The sequence below is a fragment of the Actinoplanes sp. L3-i22 genome (genome assembly GCF_019704555.1).
Classification (GTDB): Bacteria; Actinomycetota; Actinomycetes; order Mycobacteriales; family Micromonosporaceae; genus Actinoplanes.
The window spans coordinates 4,024,302-4,038,584 of sequence record NZ_AP024745.1; the positions used below are offsets into that span (position 1 = coordinate 4,024,302).

Genomic DNA, 14,283 nt, shown 5'->3' on the forward strand with positions numbered 1-14,283 from the left:
GAAGTATTGTCGGCCGATGGGTAACGGCCGGATGCTTGCCAAAAATCAGAAATGCCGGATTTTTACGTACGACGTGGGCACCGGTGCCGTGGCGCCGGTGCACACCGGCGCGGACGTGCTGTTCGAGGCGCCGAACTGGACCCGGGACGGCGAGCTGATCGTCAACGGCGACGGGCTGCTGTGGCGGCTCACCTCGGGCGGGCCGATTCTGATCCCGCTCGAGGGGGTGCCCGACCTGAACAACGACCACGTGCTCGGGCCGGGGGACTCGATCTTCCTGTCCGCGAACGACGGGCACCTCTACGAGGCGTCGCTGCGCGGGGGCGCCGCGCGGCGGATCACGCACGAGGATCGGATGCACTTCCTGCACGGGGTCAGCCCGGACGGGACGACGCTTGCGTACGTGGGGATCGAGAATCAGCGCTGGGACGCCGGGAACCTGTGGACGATCGGGGCCGCGGGCGGGCCGTCGACCCGGCTCACCTTCGACGGCGGGCCCGACGACGGCCCGGAGTACACGCCGGACGGTGCGTGGATCTACTTCAACACCGAGCGGTTCTCGGCCAACGCGCAGATCGCCCGGATCCGCCCCGACGGGACCGGGCTTGAGCAGCTCACCTTCGACGAGCGGGTGAACTGGTTCCCGCACTTCTCGCCGGACGGCAGCCGTGCCGTGTACCTGAGCTACCCGCCCGGGACCCAGGGGCATCCGGCCGACCGGCCCGTCGAGTTGCGGCTGGTGACCGGTGGGGACTGGGGGTCGGCGCGGACCGTGGTGTCACTGGCCGGTGGTCAGGGGACGATCAACGTCAACAGTTGGTCGCCCGATTCGCGCAGTTTCGCGTACGTCGACTATCCGTTCCTCTCGCTGTCGTAGCGACCGGCGCGGTGGGCAATCCTGGTTGTCCAGGGTTGTCGAGTTCTTCGAGGTTCTTCGGGGGGCGCACGTGGAAATCACCGGCATCTTCACCGCGATCATCATCGGCCTGGTCGTCGGCGCGCTCGGGCGCCTCGTCGTGCCCGGCAAGCAGGCCATCCCGATCTGGCTGACCATCGTCATCGGCATCGTGGCCGCGCTGATCGGCACGTTCATCGCGGCCGCCATCAACGTCGACGACACCAAGGGCATCGACTGGATCGAGCTCTTCCTGCAGATCGGCCTCGCCGCCATCGGGGTCGCCCTCGCGGCGGGCGCCCGCGCCCGCCGCTGACTCCCGCCGTCGCTGCTTGCTCTTGCCGTCGCGCGCCTGATCAGTCGCATGATCGTTGATCATGCGACTGATCGGACTCGGTGCGGCGTGGGCCGCAGGAGGCGGACAACAGCGTGACGCGGTCAACGGACGACGACGCCCAGATCGAACAGCAGGAGCCGGCCCCTTCGCCTTCGCCGGCCCCTTCGCCTTCGGCAGTCCCTTCGCCTTCGGCAGTCCCTTCGCCTTCGGCAGAACCGGCGCCGGAGGCTCGCCGGAACCGGCTGGCCGATCGGGTGCGGCGGTTGCTCAAGCACGTGGAGGGCCAGGTCAGCTCGGACGGCATCGCCGTGACCGGGCTCGGCAAGGTCGGGGTGGCCGTGGTCCTGGTCTTCCTGGTCGGCGTCGGCGGCTACTGGGTCTTTCAGCAGCTGCAGAAGTCGCAGGTGCCGCCGCTGGTCGGGGTGTCCCGGGCCGAGGCGGAGAAGCAGCTCACACGGGCCCACCTGGTGCTGGGCGGATTCCGTGAGGAGGAATCCGGCGAGCCGAAGGGCACCGTGCTGCGCACCGAACCGGGCATCGGCAGCAACCTGGCGTACGGCACCGGGGTGACGCTGGTGCTGGCCAAGCCCGTCGAGCAGCCGGCCCCGCAGATCGGCATCGCGCAGCTCAAGGCGGGGACGGCCGGACTGCCTCAGCTCCCCGGCCGCGGCGCCGGCCCGCACGTCGACGTCCGGGTGATCCCGGCGCCCGCCGGCCCGGTGAGCCGCCGGACTCTCCCGCCGGCCACCCGGCCGATCGGCACGTCACCGCCGGAGTCGTCGCAGCCGCCGGTCCCGCCGGTGCCGGAGGTGTGGCTCGACGAGGGATCGGCCGAAACGGCTCCGGAGTCGCCCGACTGCCAGTCCGGGCTGCTGACCGTCGTCACCCAGCGGGTCTCGATGAGTGGGCCCGGCGCGCTGACCTTCCAATGGGTCGGCTCGGACGGCACGACGACCCCGGCCGAGACCCGCGAGATCGGCGCCGCCTCGACCACGGTCGTCCGCGGCGAATGGCGGCGCACCGGCCTGCCCGGCGACACGCTGACCGGCTGGCGGCGACTGGCGATCCTGAGCCCGAAGCAGCTGACCGGCGACCCGCTCACCGACGACCACGTGTGCCCCCAGCCGGCGACCTGATCGGGTCGGGTCAGCGGGTGGGGTCGATCATGGTCATGCCGGCGACCGTGGCGCGGTCGAAGGTGGGCAGCAGCGCCGCCGCCTCGTCGAGGCCGACGGTGCGCTCGATCAGCCGCTGCGGCTGCAGCGAGCCGTCCGCGATCAGGGCCATCATCGCCGGATAGTCGGCCGCCGCCATGCCGTGACTGCCCAGCACGTCCAGCTCCCACCCGATCACCCGGGCCATCGGCACCCGCGGGTGCCCGCCGACCGGCGGCAGCAGGCCGATCTGCACGTGCCGGCCGCGCCGGCGCAGGCTCAGGATCGCGTCCGAGCAGGTCTGCTCGCTGCCGACCGCGTCGACCGCGACGTGCGAGCCCCCGCCGGTGAGCCCGGCGACCGCGGCCGGGATGTCCGAGCCGTCGGCGAGCACCACCCGTTCCGCACCGAGCGCGGAGGCGACGGCGAGCGCCTCCGGATTCCGGTCCACCGCGATCACCCGGCCACCCAGCGCCCGGGCGATCATCACGGCGCTCAGCCCGACCCCGCCGGCGCCGACCACGGTCACCCACTCACCCTCGACGACCCGGGCCCGGCCGGCGAGCGCCCGGAACGCGGTCGCGAACCGGCACCCGAGCGCGGCCGCGGTCGCGAAGTCCACCCGCTCGGGCAGCGCGACCAGATTGGTGTCGGCGGCGTGCAGCACGACCAGCTCCGCGAACGACCCCCAGTGGGTGAACCCGGGCTGCTGCTGATCCGGACAGACCTGGCCCTGCCCGGACCGGCACCACTCACACCGCCCGCACGCGCACACGAACGGCACGGTCACCCGGTCACCGGCCGCCCACCGGGTCACCCCGGCGCCCACCTCGGCCACCACGCCGGCCAGCTCATGCCCCGGCACGTGCGGGAACACGATCTCGTCGTCGTGCCCGGCCCAGCCGTGCCAGTCGCTGCGGCAGAGCCCGGTCGCCATCACCCGCACCACCACCGCGCCGGGCGGGGCGACCGGATCGGCCACCTTCCGGACCTCGGGCTGGGCTCGGACGGCATCGAGGACCACGGCACGCATCCCGTCATCCTGTCAGGCCGGGGCGGTACGGTGCGCAGATGTCCGACGTCGTGATCGTCGAGCACGGATCGGTGACCGAGATCCGGCTCAACCGGGTCGCCGCCCGCAACGCGCTCTCCACCGGGCTGGCCGAGCGGCTCGCGGCGGAGGCCGCGGCGGTGGGGGAGTCCGGGGCTCGCGCGGTGGTGCTCAGCTCGGCGGCGCCCGGCGCGTTCTGTGTCGGCGCCGACCTGAAAGAGCGGGACGGTCTGGACGATGCCGGCTTCCTGGCCCAGCGGGTGGTGTTCCGGCGGCTCTTCGCGAGCATCCTGCACCTGTGCGTTCCGGTGGTGGCGGCGGTGCACGGTTACGCGCTCGGCGGTGGGTACGAGCTGGCGCTGTCCTGCGATCTGATCGTCGCGGACGAGACCGCCGTGGTCGGGCTGCCCGAGGTGCGGGTCGGCATCGTGCCCGGTGGTGGCGGCACCCAGCTGTTGCCGCGCCGCGTCGGGCAGGGGATCGCCACCGATCTGATCCTGACCGGCCGGCATGTTCGGGCGGCCGAGGCGGAGCGGTTGCGTCTGGTCGACCGGGTGGTCCCGGCCGGTTCCGCGACCTCGGCGGCCCTTGAGCTGGCCGCTCAGATCGCCGGGAACTCGCCGGTGGCGGTCACGAACGCGCGCACGGCGATTCGCCGGGGTCTCGACGTCGACCTGTCGTCGGGCCTGGAGATCGAGGATGCGGCGTGGCGTTCGGCGGTGCTCTCCAACGATCGGCGCGAGGGCGTCCGCGCCTTCGTCGAACGCCGCCCACCGGTCTGGCCGACCTGACCCTGCTGACCTGACCTGACCGCCTGCCGGCCTGGCCGAGCTGACCGGCCGTGCGGGGCCGGTCTGCGGTGATCGGCCCGCGTCTTTGTTGCCTTTGTTGCCTTTGTTGCCGACCCGGCGGGCGTGGGTCTACCGCCGTACCGAAATGATTTGCTCTTAAATGGTCTTGGGTGTTGCCGAACGACGCAGAGTGACTGCCGCCGCGACCACCGGGATCATGCAGACCGCCTGGGCGATCGTGTACCAGATCGGGCATACGCCGGGGATCAGATCGACCCCGACGATCGCGATCGGCATGATGACCGTCACCGTGCGGACCCGATCGACCGCTCCCGCCCTGGTCATCACATACAGCGTGACGGCGACGGCCGGCAGGAGGAACCCGCGAACCCACATGAACGTGTTGACGGTGTGACCACTCGCGGCCATCGCGATCACCGCCCCGAGGGCGAAGACACTGAGCGCGGCGAATTCCTTGAAGTACTGCTTGGCGTTGTTCATGCCGATAACGCTACGGAGCGTGAAGCCTCTCCAGAATCCGTCTGGCCGCCCGTCCGGGTGGGCCTGGACCCACTCCCGCCCCGGACCAGGATCAGGTCTGTTGGGCCCGTCTTACGACGCAGTCCCGGTCGGCGCTGAGCGAGCCGATGGCCGCAACAGCGTTGTGCGGCATGCGCCACGAGCACGGAGAACTTCGCGGCCGACGGTCAGGCCATCGCAACTGCTCGACGGCCAGCAGAGCTGCCAACGCAATCATCTGCCGATGAGCGGATGCCGCTCGGAGGCCGGCAGGCGGGTGAAGGTGGCCCTGCGCTCACACCTGGGGCCGACGCACATGAGATGACAATCGCGCCCCGGGAGCGAGGTCGTCTCGCCAATAGCGATAGACGAGGCCCATCACGACCTCGGCTGTTTCTGCCGCGATGAGACAGGGGAGAAGGCCCTCCCACTCCAACGACTCGACGTCGAAGGCCACGATCACCGGTGGTTCCTCGCCGACATAGCGACGCACCAACGTGCGTTCGGCCAGAGTAGGTTGCCGGAATTGAGGGTCAGAGAACTGCGTCGGACATGCCAGGTAAGCGACGTCGGTGAAGATGACCTCGAGGCCGTGGTGATATGTCAGGTCGTTGTCGGCGGCCAGCAGTAGTCGCGAGCCGTCGAAATCATGAATATCCCAGTCCCACGTGGACGCACCCTCGGGAAGATCAAGCACGCCATGATTGTCGCATCGACGATCATGGCGCCACGCCGAGGGAACGTCCGGATCTGCCGCGGAGCGGGCGCTGCTGAGGGCACCAGTCGACCCAGGCGGTCGGACCGTGCCGGCGAGTTGGTTGTACAGGTGCTTTCACTCGCAGACGCAGAGTTGAAGCGGCGAATCCCTGGCAAATGGCCGACGCGTCCAGTCGCCGAAGCGCTCGACGAGCCGAAGGCCGCCGAGCGAGACGAGCAGCGGCAACTCCTGCGGGAAGATGCTCCTGATCTCAATCGATGCGACCACGAAATCAGGCTCGGCGTCGGTCGAGAGGTACCACGTTCCGCGGGTCACTTGCGCGGACGCATCGTAGATCTCGGCGACATCGACGCTGACATTGCCACGGTCAGGATCCACGAACGACAGCGACTCCCGGGTGCGCCGCACGCCATCGGCGTCTGCAAGGAGGCACACGCTCGGGTTGAATACATCAAGGACGAACCGTGCTCCGGGCGCCAGGTGTCGTCGAATCGACCGGAAGCAGCTCGCCAGATCCTCAGTTTCATGCAGATGCAGCAGGGAATTGGCCGCGATGAACACGAAGTCGAAGGTGCGGCCGAGATCGAAGGCCCGCATGTCGCCCTGCACCCATTCCACTGTTACACCGCGCTCTTCCGCTTTACGCTGAGCCTCAGCCAGCATCTCCGCCGAGAAATCCAGGCCGACACACGAACGCCCGTCGGACGCGATGGGGATCAGCTTGTGCCCCGTGCCGCACCCGAGTTCCAACACGCTCCCGCCCTGCCGGAGGGCCTCGGCGCGGTAGAAGTCGACTGCGGGCCCGCCGCCCGGAAACATCAAGTCGTACAGCCTCGCCTGCGAGTAGAACGCTTCGCTCATCCAGCGCCCGTCCTTTCCGACGATGTTCCTGCCAGCACACGATGATTGCTTGGCTCATCCTGGCTGACACCAATGTTTTGGCACCATCGGTTAACGGTGAACGGCTCCCACAAGCAATCCCGGGTGACGCCGCGGCGCATCCGCTCGTGCCGCGGTGAGTGGCGCTGCGTTTGCCCTGCCTGGGTGCTATGTAGGAGTGAGCAGGGTTTGGTGAGTCGGTCGGGCGTCGGCCAGCGCGTTGGCGGCGGCGTCGTGAACACGTTGCGGCGGCTCGCGGGGGCTGGTAGTTTCCGAGCGAGCCCCGTATGGGCCTACGCATGGAGGTAGTGGCTTTCCAGCCCCTCACAGGACCGGCATCTGTCGGCACCTGATCGCAGACGTTGACTCCTGATCCACAGGTGAAGTCTGCGTTTGCCACCGCGTACGGCTTGCGGGGTTTCTTTGTGCCTGTCCCGGGCTGGGAGTCGTCCTCCATCCGACCACACATGAGGATGGGAATCGCATGACGGAAACGTACGGTAATTTCGATGTCAATGAATTTCAGCGGCGCATCATCGAGGAGTTTCGCGAGAACGGCGGCAAGGTCGGCGGAATGTTCCAGGACGCCACGCTGGCGCTGCTGACGACCATCGGCGCGCGGACGGGTGAGCAGCGCACCGTGCCGCTCGGCTATCTGGAGATCGACGGGAAATCGATCGTTGTGGCCTCGGCCATGGGCGCTCCGAAGAATCCGGGCTGGTACCACAACATCCGGCACGACCCGGCGGTGACCGTCGAATTCGGAACGGACAGGTACCGCGCGATGGCGGCAATTCCGGACGGCGACGAGTACGAGAAGCTGTGGGGCAAGGTGGTGGAGCAGGCACCCGGCTACGGTGACTACCAGGCTCGGACGACCCGCCGGATCCCGGTCGTGGTGTTGCACCGACTCGACCCCGACCACTCGTGATCCCGATGCCCTGAAACGGGCCGAGGGGCCGCGATCTGCGCAACATTCTCGCCTTACGTGATCCCAGCGGCCGACTGGAGGGATGCTCGATATGGCCGTCCGGTTGTCCGCTGTGGAGATCCTCGACCAAGCCTGGCCGGGCCGCGGTCGATAGACAGCGCTTCTACCACTGGTCGGTGGGTGCGTCGCGTTCGACGAGCGAGGCGAACCGCTCCTCTTCCTCGGCGCTCTTGACGCGGAACCCGGGTATCCCACGCTCACTTTCCCAGCTCAGATCACGGGCAAGGCCCGTCAGCGATGCCGCCACCCGTTCCCCGGACAGCCGAGCCCTGTCCCGCAGGGCGATCCAGTGATCCACCCCATCGTGGGAGCGGGCGATGTCCATGACATCTTCGCCCTGTAGCCGCATCTCCTGCTTCTGGAAGTGGTTCTCCTCAAAATTCACTGAAGTGGACTCGCCGCAAACGGAATCAATATTTGACCACACATTGGAGGTTGTGAAGGTGATTCCAGGCGCGTTCAGGGGGTGCGGCGGTTCGTCACCGCCAACCATCAGTGCGATCTCGATGGATGCGCTCTGATAATACTTGATCAGCGCGACGTCATCGCCGAAGAAGAAACTCCTGGAACGAATCAGAAGCTTGCGATCATCAGGGCTCCTGCGCGATCGTTCGAACAACCCGTCAAGATAGCGATCGAGTGGTTCCCGATACTCGAAATCACCAAGTGTGCCTACTCTTGCCAGGCGCACGGAGCAGAGAGCTCCATACATTTGGAGCCCCAGCGGACTACGAATTTCTTCGAGCTCTGGCAATTTCATCGCGGTTCCCACCATAGCTGCCGAAACATCCAGCCGGCCGGGGCAACGAACATAATGATCTACCGCCGACAATGCTCGCGGATGGCGACCTTCTTGTGGCGCAGCCCGGCGGCCACCGCCGTGCACGAGCGGCCCGGTCTGCTGTGGCGTGATCCCCGCCCCCGGGTCGTCAAGAGCACTCAGGCGACCACCCGTAGGAAAATCGCGTCGCCGGCAGCCGCTGCGGCGGCGAAGAGGTCCGCGACCTCTTGAACGTCCCGCCCGACGCCCTCCACGACGTCGTCGTGCAGTTCCGGCTGGTGGAACTCCGCTGCGAGCGCGCCCCGAAAACGTTCGGCCCACTCCTCAAGAGGAGAATCAACGAGCAAACCCGATATTTCCCGTACGTCGTCAGCCCCGATAATCGACGTCATGAGGTCCTCGTCCCACCTGGACGGCCACACGAGCCTCGCCGCCGGATGGTCGGGTGCCGCGATCTGCACCAGCGCCGGAATCATCTCGCCGAAGTCCTCCGATCCGACAAGCAGCCCGGCCTCGACCGCTTCGGAATAGCCGTCCTCGGCGAAATGAGGCGCGAGCGCCCGAACCTCCGCCATCGACCCGGGCGCCACGAACCCGTCCCCGCTGACCCGCCGCCAGAAAACATCCACACCCGCCATGAACAGGCAATCTATCCACCCTCGGCCGCGAAAGCGTCCAGACCGTCTGCTGCCGACCCGTTCGGCGTACCGGGCGGCCGTGGCGACCGGTTCCGCAGCGTCGTGCGGCTGGAAGGCGTCACCGACAGCCGGCAACAGTTCCGCCCGGGGCAGTGCGGAGTCCGGCTGAGCGGCGGCTACGAGAAGCTCCGGCCAGGACAGCGCCGGCCCCTGGAACCCTTTCTCCAACGCGGCGAGCGTGATGACCGAGTCGGAGCCGGAGAAGAGGGCATGCCTGGAAGCCGAGGAAAACGGCGATGCGTGACGATCAGCAGTCGCGTTAGGGTCTCCGGATGATGGGTCTCCCCGGTGCCACGAAACAGTCCTTCGCGGGCCTCGACTTGCGACACCGGAGCTTCGAACAGCACTTCTTCAAGCTCTGCGACTTCCGAGGAGCCGACCTCCGAGGCGCTTCCCTGAGGGGTGCACGGTTCGCCGGATGCGACCTCCGGAACGCTGATCTGCGCGACACGGACCTGTCCTACGCGGAGTTCAGCAGCGTTCGCACCCACGATCCTTCGTATGGCCGTACCGACGTCACGGGCGCGTTGTGGCAAGGAGCGAACCTACGAGGAGTCGATGCCGAGGATGTCATCGGATGGCCGGACCAGCCGTGAGGTAAGGGCGCTGGATCGTCGGCCGGGATCGCCCGGTCAGGTGCGGGTGGCGTGCAGGTCGGGGACCGTCGGCAGGGTCTGTCTCGTCTCCTCCATGGCGGCCAGCGTCCGCGCGATCCGCCGACTCTTGGCCAGGTGCGGATACTGCCGCTGAGCGTGCCGCAAATCCGCCGCCGCGATCGTCAGCAGCCCCCGATGCCGGAGTGGATCGTTGTCGCCCACCGGAGTGAGCCGCGCGTAGAGCCTCGTCCCGTGATCCACCCGCCGATCGCTGACCTGGATCAGCGCCAGGTCGAAGTGCGCCCCACCGGTCCGTTGTTGCAGGCTGATCGCTTCATAGAGGGTCTGTGCCGCCGCGTCCAGGTTCCCGAGCCGGTACTGACACCAGCCGGCCAGGCTCAGGTCGTGCTTGCTCCGGAAGCTCAGCGCCTCGTCGAGCGACCGCTGGTAGAGCCCCTCGGCCTCCGAACCCGGCGGCCGTCCGAGCGAGAGCACGTTGGCCAGGTTCTTGCGATACCACCGGGTGTCCTTGTTCCGCACCGCCTCCCGCAGGGCGGCTTCGGCGCCGTCGAGGTCCGGCGGGTCGAGGTGGTACAGGCACCACCCCAGCACGTTCCACGTGTCCGCGTGTTCCGGGTGCTCGTCGAGCAGCCGCCGGGACAGCCGGATCGCCGGCTCGAAGGTCCCGGTGTCGGCCAGCGTCCAGATCAGCGTCCCCATCACCCACGGGTTGCGGGGCGCCTCGCTCGTCGCGTGGTCGAGCATCCGGAACGCGTCCCGGTACCGGTCGAGCGAGACGTACGTCTGAGCCAGCCGGGTGGTCGTCGCCGCGTCCCGCGGATAGGCCTCCCGCGCCTGCTCGAAGACGTTCGCGGCGCCCTTGTGGTCGCCGGCGCTCTGCAGCAGCAGCCCGAGCGTGGCCAGTGCGCCGTAGTGGTTCGGCGCCTCGCCCAGCACCTGCTGGCTGCCTTTGATCGCCGCGGTGGTGTTGCCGAGCAGCCGGTGCGCCTCCGCCTTGAGCGCCTCCGCGTCCGGCGTGCCGGCCGGGCCGAGCACGTCCAGCGCGGCCTGGTAGGCCCCGTTGTCGATCTCGAGCTGGCCCCGGGCGATCACGATGTCGACGTTCTGCGGATCGGTGGTTGCCAGCTCGGCCAGTGCCGCGCGGGCGTCGTCGGGCCGGCTCCGGCCGATCAGCTGGGCGTTCAGCAACCGGGCCCGGAGGTCGTCGGGGTCTTGTTCGAGCACCGTCGCGATGTTCGCCGCGGCCTCGTCCGGCTTTCCGGCGAGCAGCAGGGCGGCGGCGAGTTCGTTGCGGGCGTCGTGGCCGGGGGCGTGCCGGCGGATCGCCTGCCGGGCGTAGCCGATGGCGGCCGACGCGTCGCCGACGGTGCGGGCCACGACGGCCTGCCGGATCAGGATGTCGGACCGCTTGGGGTCCAGCTCGGCGGCTTCCCGCAGCGTTCGCGCGGCGTCGGTGAACCGGCCGACGGCGCTCTCCACGCCGGCGCGCAGCAGCAGTGAGTCCGGTGTGGTCGTGACGTCCGGGGCGGACAGCGCCTCGAGCGCCTCGTCGTTGCGGCCCTGGCGGGTCAGGATCCGGGCGAGCCGGATCACGTCCCGGGCCTCGGATCCGGACTCGATCAGCAGGTCCCGGGCTTCCTCCTCGGCCTCGGCGAGGTCGTCGCCGGCGGCCACGCAGATGTCCACCCAGAGCCGGCGCGCCTCGCGGTGCTGGGGCTCGCGCGAGCGCACCTCGGCCAGCGCGGCCCGGGCGCCGTCGAGGTCGCCGCCGGCGAACAGGATCTGGGCGCGCAGCCACCACGGCTCGGCCCATTCGGGGGCCAGTTCGGTGCAGCGGTCGACGGCCCGGAGCGCGTCGGCGCGGCGTTTGTCGGTGGGGGTGCCCTTGAACAGCGCCGTCGCGACGAGCAGGTGGGCCATCGCGTTCGCCGGATGCCGGCGGGCCACCGACCGGGCCTTGGTCAGCGCCGTCCGGGTCTCGCCGCGCGCGGTCATCAGCTCGACCTCGAGCGCCTGCAGGTACAGGTCGTCCGGCCACGCCGTCAGGCCCTGCTCGACCACCGCCCGGGCCTCGTCCGGGCGGCCGGACACCAGCAGGGTGTCCGCGTACTCGAACCAGTCCCCGGCCTGTGACCGCGGGCTGGCGTGCAGTCGTTCGTACTGGTCGATCGCCTCGTCGACCAGGCCCAGCTGCTGGGCCGTCGCGGCGTGCAGGCGCAGCACGTCGGGCTGGCTGCGGGCGTCCAGCGGAACGGCCCGGAGCACGGTGAGCGCGCCCGCGGGGTCGCCGGCGTCGCGCAGGGCGGACGCTTCCAGCACGGCGGCGGGCCAGGCGCCCGGGTCGAGGTCGCGCGCCTGCCGGGCCAGCCGGGCCGCCTCGTCGACCTCGCTCTGGGCCAGTCGCGTCTCCCCGGCCCGCAGCAGCACGTCGACGTCGTCCGGCGCCGCGGCCAGGGCGGCTTGCAGGTCGGCGGAGGCGTGGGCCGAGTCACCGGCGACGGCGTACGCCATCGCCCGCCGCACCAGGAGCCGGGCGTTGCCGGGATCGTTCAGCAGCGCGAGGTCGAACGCCTCGACGGCCTCCTGATGACGGCCCAGCAGCACCAGGGCTTCCGCGCGCACACCGGCGGCCACGCCCGGTTGCTCCCGGTCGGCCTGTTCCAGGGCGGGCAGCGCCTGGCCGGGCCGGCCCGCGGCGAGCAGCAGCCGGGCCGCGTCGATCATCAGGGGCAACGCCGCCGGATCGCGCTGGGCCCGCAGCACTTCGGCGCGCAGCAGGCAGAGTTCCGGATCGGCCGGCAACGCGAGCAAGGCGGATCGGATGATTGCCGCGGCTTCCGGCACGCGGTCGGCCGCGATCAAAGCCCGGGCCAGGGTACGGGCGTGTTCCGGCGCCCCGGCGTCCGCCGTCACGGCGGCCAGCAGGTGCGGCAGAGCCTCCGTCAGGCGCCCCTGACCGGCCAGCGCGATCCCGAAGTCGCCCCGGTCGCGTGCCGACATGGTGGTCGCCGGCTCCCCCTCGAAGATCGCGACCGCCTGGCCGAACAGGTCGGCCGCCCGCGCGTCCTGTCCCCGGTGCCGGGCGGTCTCGCCGCGCAGCGTCAGGATGACCGCTTCGACGACCCGCCCCGTCCCGGCCGGTGCCGGAGCGTCCGCGGACCCGGCGGGCTCGGTGATCCGCTGCGCGGCGGCGGTCAGCAGGGTGTCGCAGCCGGCCAGGTTGTCCAGCCGCAGTTCGGTCCGGGCCCGTTCGACCACCGCCCGCAGCATCAGGTCCGGTACGAGATCACGCATGGGGGAGAAGCCGGCGGAGGCGCGGAGCCACTGCAGCGCCAGCGGAACTTCGATCAGACCCATGTCCGGCCGTCCTCCTGGGGATCGCGGCCCACCTGGATCGGCGGGCCGAACGGGATCTTCGACGCCGAGTCCTTCGCCCGGGTGTGGATCACCTGCGCTTTCTCCGGATCGTTGAGCCGGGCGATCCACATCGCGCTCATCAGATCGCGCAGCTGCATCGGGTCCACCGGCTTCTCCTCGTCCGTCAGCTCGGCGGCCGCGTCGTGCAGCATCGCGATCGTGTCGAGCGGATAGCCGACCGTGCGCATGGTCTTGACCCGGACCAGGTCCTTGCCGAAGCGATCGACGACCTCCTGGTCACCGGGTTCCAGCGGGCGCTCCTCCCCGCCGGCCGCGGCACGGGCCAGGTGCCATGCGGCCTCCACCCGGTCGGCCGCCTGCTCCAGCCGCGCCCGCTGCGGGGTGTCCCGCTCGGCGGACCACGCCCGCAGCTGTCGCAGCAACAGGGCGGCGCGCTGGACGTCCGAGGGCCGGTCGTCGGGCTTGGCCTCGGTGACCGGTTCGGCCATCGGGTCGAATTCCAGGAACACCGTGGCGTACAGATAGCTCGGGCCCAGCGCGTGCAGCGCGTAGAGGTCGGCGCAGAGCAACCGCTGACCGGGCGTCAGCGTGACCTTCTGCGGCTGCCAGACGCTCGCGACCGCCTTGCCGGCGCGCCGGCCGACCAGGGGCAGCGCCCACAGACTCCACTGCGGATACCCCAGCGGCAGGTGCCGGCGCCCGAGCGAGCTCATCAGCGCCAGCGGGGATCGGCGTGGATCCTCCCGGTGGCGCAGCGGCACCGGGCCCATCAGGTGCCCGACCAGTGCCTCGTACGCGGCCATCAGCGTGGCGTCGAGGTCGAATCGGACCAGCGCGGGATGGGCGGACATGCCGTCGGTGTCCACCGGCAGCCCGCGCACCGCCATGCCGGCCAGCAGTTCCAGGTAGCGGCTCAGCAGTTCGTGACCGCGGCGCGGCATCTCGGCCCGGTACCGCTGCCACGGCTCGTCGGACTCACCCAGGTCGCTCAGCAGCTCCTGGTAGTCCTCCTTGGCATCGGTCAACGCCTGGACCGGCAACGCCGCCACCGACCAGCGCCGGACGTCCTGGAACGAGTCGTACACGCCGAGTCGTTCCTCGCTGAGCTTCTTGAGTTCGGCGTCGGCGTCGCGCAGGTGCCGCCGGACCTCTTCCACCCGGGAGATCCGGTCGTTCTCCGGGGCGGCGTCGTAGCGGGGCGCGGGCAGGCCCGGCCGGGGCAGGCCGGTGCGGGGCCGCGCCGGCCGGCCGAGCAGCCCGTCGAGTCGCCGGCGGATCACCGCGATGTGCACGGCGAGGTCGTTCTCCGCGCCGGCCAGGCGCCCGTCCTCGGACAGGAAGCCCTCCACGTCGGTGAGCCGCCGGTTCTGCTCGGCCATCGCGCTGATCACGCTGGTGACCTCCTCCAGCGCCTGGTTCAGCACGTCGAGCCGGGTCTGCAGGATCAGGTCGGCGGGCATGGCGGGTCTCCTTC

At 70.0% G+C, this 14,283-nt stretch carries 14 protein-coding genes; 6 read left to right on the forward strand and 8 right to left on the reverse strand.

The features are described from left to right. The first annotated feature begins 16 nt into the window (after window positions 1-16). The 3 genes from L3i22_RS17670 to L3i22_RS17680 all read left to right on the forward strand — a co-directional run bounded on the left by L3i22_RS17670 (window position 17) and on the right by L3i22_RS17680 (window position 2,368). Complete coding sequence (locus tag L3i22_RS17670; RefSeq protein WP_221328062.1) at window positions 17-877, forward strand: hypothetical protein; 861 nt, start codon at window positions 17-19, stop codon at window positions 875-877. Window positions 878-947: 70 nt separating this feature from the next. Further along, a complete protein-coding gene (locus tag L3i22_RS17675; RefSeq protein WP_221328063.1) occupies window positions 948-1,211 on the forward strand; it encodes a GlsB/YeaQ/YmgE family stress response membrane protein in 264 nt (87 codons plus the stop codon). 284 nt (window positions 1,212-1,495) lie between these two features. Further along, entirely contained in the window at window positions 1,496-2,368 is an 873-nt protein-coding gene (locus L3i22_RS17680) for a PASTA domain-containing protein (protein ID WP_221328064.1), read from the forward strand. A 10-nt stretch (window positions 2,369-2,378) separates the two neighbouring features. On the opposite strand, the gene L3i22_RS17685 is transcribed toward L3i22_RS17680, so the two are convergent. Then, window positions 2,379-3,419, reverse strand: a complete 1,041-nt coding sequence (locus L3i22_RS17685) for an alcohol dehydrogenase catalytic domain-containing protein (protein ID WP_221328065.1) — start codon at window positions 3,417-3,419, stop codon at window positions 2,379-2,381. A 38-nt stretch (window positions 3,420-3,457) separates the two neighbouring features. On the opposite strand from L3i22_RS17685, the gene L3i22_RS17690 reads away from it, so the two are divergent. Further along, the gene (locus L3i22_RS17690; RefSeq protein ID WP_221328066.1) at window positions 3,458-4,228 is read left to right on the forward strand and encodes an enoyl-CoA hydratase/isomerase family protein; all 771 of its coding nucleotides are present in this window, start codon (window positions 3,458-3,460) and stop codon (window positions 4,226-4,228) included. A gap of 156 nt (window positions 4,229-4,384) precedes the next feature. On the opposite strand, the gene L3i22_RS17695 is transcribed toward L3i22_RS17690, so the two are convergent. From L3i22_RS17695 to L3i22_RS17705, 3 genes are all read right to left on the reverse strand, one after another. After that, entirely contained in the window at window positions 4,385-4,729 is a 345-nt protein-coding gene (locus L3i22_RS17695) for a hypothetical protein (RefSeq protein WP_221328067.1), read from the reverse strand. 313 nt (window positions 4,730-5,042) lie between these two features. Further along, window positions 5,043-5,444 carry a hypothetical protein gene (locus tag L3i22_RS17700; RefSeq protein WP_221328068.1) on the reverse strand — a complete coding sequence of 134 codons (402 nt, stop codon included), beginning with the start codon at window positions 5,442-5,444 and terminating at the stop codon, window positions 5,043-5,045. Window positions 5,445-5,579: 135 nt separating this feature from the next. Further along, complete coding sequence (locus L3i22_RS17705; RefSeq protein WP_221328069.1) at window positions 5,580-6,326, reverse strand: class I SAM-dependent methyltransferase; 747 nt, start codon at window positions 6,324-6,326, stop codon at window positions 5,580-5,582. Window positions 6,327-6,828: 502 nt separating this feature from the next. Between L3i22_RS17705 and L3i22_RS17710 the strand changes: the two genes are divergently transcribed. Next, entirely contained in the window at window positions 6,829-7,275 is a 447-nt protein-coding gene (locus L3i22_RS17710) for a nitroreductase family deazaflavin-dependent oxidoreductase (RefSeq protein ID WP_221328070.1), read from the forward strand. A gap of 163 nt (window positions 7,276-7,438) precedes the next feature. Here the strand turns inward: L3i22_RS17710 and L3i22_RS17715 are convergent, their stop codons facing one another. Both L3i22_RS17715 and L3i22_RS17720 read right to left on the reverse strand, forming a co-directional pair. Then, window positions 7,439-8,095: a hypothetical protein gene (locus tag L3i22_RS17715; RefSeq protein WP_221328071.1), complete on the reverse strand. Its 657-nt coding sequence runs from the start codon at window positions 8,093-8,095 to the stop codon at window positions 7,439-7,441. Between the two features lie 179 nt (window positions 8,096-8,274). Next, complete coding sequence (locus L3i22_RS17720; protein ID WP_221328072.1) at window positions 8,275-8,982, reverse strand: hypothetical protein; 708 nt, start codon at window positions 8,980-8,982, stop codon at window positions 8,275-8,277. A gap of 107 nt (window positions 8,983-9,089) precedes the next feature. Between L3i22_RS17720 and L3i22_RS17725 the strand changes: the two genes are divergently transcribed. Further along, window positions 9,090-9,410 carry a pentapeptide repeat-containing protein gene (locus L3i22_RS17725; protein ID WP_255658685.1) on the forward strand — a complete coding sequence of 107 codons (321 nt, stop codon included), beginning with the start codon at window positions 9,090-9,092 and terminating at the stop codon, window positions 9,408-9,410. Window positions 9,411-9,446: 36 nt separating this feature from the next. Here L3i22_RS17725 and L3i22_RS17730 read toward each other — a convergent pair whose 3' ends face one another. Both L3i22_RS17730 and L3i22_RS17735 read right to left on the reverse strand, forming a co-directional pair. Continuing rightward, window positions 9,447-12,788 (reverse strand): tetratricopeptide repeat protein, encoded by a 3,342-nt coding sequence (locus tag L3i22_RS17730; protein ID WP_221328074.1) that lies wholly within the window; start codon window positions 12,786-12,788, stop codon window positions 9,447-9,449. Continuing rightward, entirely contained in the window at window positions 12,779-14,269 is a 1,491-nt protein-coding gene (locus tag L3i22_RS17735; protein WP_221328075.1) for a hypothetical protein, read from the reverse strand. The genes L3i22_RS17730 and L3i22_RS17735 overlap by 10 nt, the downstream gene beginning before the upstream one ends. Between the last annotated feature and the right edge of the window lie 14 nt (window positions 14,270-14,283).

Bases quoted from the DNA above. Each gene is read 5' to 3' on its own strand.
- L3i22_RS17710 (WP_221328070.1), top strand. From the start codon at position 6,829: ATGACGGAAACGTACGGTAATTTCGATGTCAATGAATTTCAGCGGCGC.
- L3i22_RS17685 (WP_221328065.1), bottom strand. From the start codon at position 3,419: ATGCGTGCCGTGGTCCTCGATGCCGTCCGAGCCCAGCCCGAGGTCCGG.
- L3i22_RS17690 (WP_221328066.1), top strand. From the start codon at position 3,458: ATGTCCGACGTCGTGATCGTCGAGCACGGATCGGTGACCGAGATCCGG.
- L3i22_RS17715 (WP_221328071.1), bottom strand. From the start codon at position 8,095: ATGAAATTGCCAGAGCTCGAAGAAATTCGTAGTCCGCTGGGGCTCCAA.
- L3i22_RS17695 (WP_221328067.1), bottom strand. From the start codon at position 4,729: ATGAACAACGCCAAGCAGTACTTCAAGGAATTCGCCGCGCTCAGTGTC.
- L3i22_RS17725 (WP_255658685.1), top strand. From the start codon at position 9,090: ATGGGTCTCCCCGGTGCCACGAAACAGTCCTTCGCGGGCCTCGACTTG.
- L3i22_RS17670 (WP_221328062.1), top strand. From the start codon at position 17: ATGGGTAACGGCCGGATGCTTGCCAAAAATCAGAAATGCCGGATTTTT.
- L3i22_RS17705 (WP_221328069.1), bottom strand. From the start codon at position 6,326: ATGAGCGAAGCGTTCTACTCGCAGGCGAGGCTGTACGACTTGATGTTT.
- L3i22_RS17730 (WP_221328074.1), bottom strand. From the start codon at position 12,788: ATGGGTCTGATCGAAGTTCCGCTGGCGCTGCAGTGGCTCCGCGCCTCC.
- L3i22_RS17735 (WP_221328075.1), bottom strand. From the start codon at position 14,269: ATGCCCGCCGACCTGATCCTGCAGACCCGGCTCGACGTGCTGAACCAG.